Origin of the sequence: uncultured Mucilaginibacter sp., assembly GCF_937859865.1 — a bacterium.
GTDB lineage: Bacteria > Bacteroidota > Bacteroidia > Sphingobacteriales > Sphingobacteriaceae > Mucilaginibacter_A.
Genome location: NZ_CALMAT010000067.1, coordinates 1 through 1,034, shown reverse-complemented (window position 1 = coordinate 1,034; position 1,034 = coordinate 1). Strand labels below are relative to the sequence as shown.

2 protein-coding genes are annotated in these 1,034 nt (G+C 41.4%); both read right to left on the bottom strand.

The window, feature by feature from the left end; translation table 11 throughout:
* Window positions 1-187: hypothetical protein (locus Q0192_RS06910; RefSeq protein WP_299288088.1), on the bottom strand; the 187-nt coding region annotated here is incomplete at its 3' end.
* A 130-nt stretch (window positions 188-317) separates the two neighbouring features.
* Window positions 318-1,034 (bottom strand): chorismate synthase (aroC, locus tag Q0192_RS06905; RefSeq protein ID WP_299288085.1); only part of this gene is annotated, 717 nt, incomplete at its 5' end.

The window sequence follows — 1,034 nt, the reverse complement described above, 5'->3', positions numbered from 1 at the left end:
GAGAAGGATCCTCAGATTTACCTAAAACATTACGCACTTGATCAATATTTTTTCCAATTAACGAAGGAATATCAAAGGTAACTTGAGGTGGTTTTGGTTTTTTGAAATCACAACTTGTACAAATCAAAAGCAAGATGTAAAAGAAATGTTTAACTGGTTTTAATCTGGTAACTTCAATACTCATCATATTTCTGTTTTATGGGTTTGTAATTCCATTCTTTATACGGAGAATATCAACTATTGAATTTACAATTGAATAAAAAATCAAAATACTTCTTTTAGCAAACTAATTTTTACCTGATAAAAGAAGCATAACCTTACAACTTCGCGCTCAAATTCCGCAACCATAAATCTGCCAAAACCAGCGCAGCCATTGCTTCTACAATTGGTACCGCACGTGGCACCACACAAGGATCGTGGCGGCCTTTGCCTTTTATTTCGGCTGCGTTTCCTGCGGCATCAATCGTTTCCTGGTTTTGCATAATCGTTGCAACCGGTTTAAAAGCAACTTTAAAAGTAATCGGCATTCCGTTGCTGATGCCGCCTTGTATGCCACCTGAATTATTGGTTAAGGTTTGCACATTTCCTGCTTCATCTTTCCGAAAAATATCGTTGTGTTCTGAACCCAGCATTTCACTTCCCGTAAAACCGGAACCATATTCAAAACCATGAACAGCGTTGATAGAAAGCATGGCTTTGCCCAGATCAGCATGTAATTTATCAAAAACAGGTTCGCCTAAACCAACCGGACAATTCAGGATCGTACAACTGATTTTGCCACCAACAGTATCGCCTTTTTTGCGGATGTCGTCAATGTAATCAATCATTTGCGCGGCCGTTTCCGGGTCGGCGCAACGAACGATGTTTTCTTCGCGGATGCGCAAAAAATCTTGGGTGTTTTCGATTTTTACTTCTGGTGCGTTCATTTTTCCAACGCTGGTTACCGAAGCTAAAATTTCAATTCCCTGTGTTGAGAGCAGGAGTTTGGCCACGGCTCCGGCGGCAACGCGCGCGGCAGTTTCGCGCGCGGAAGA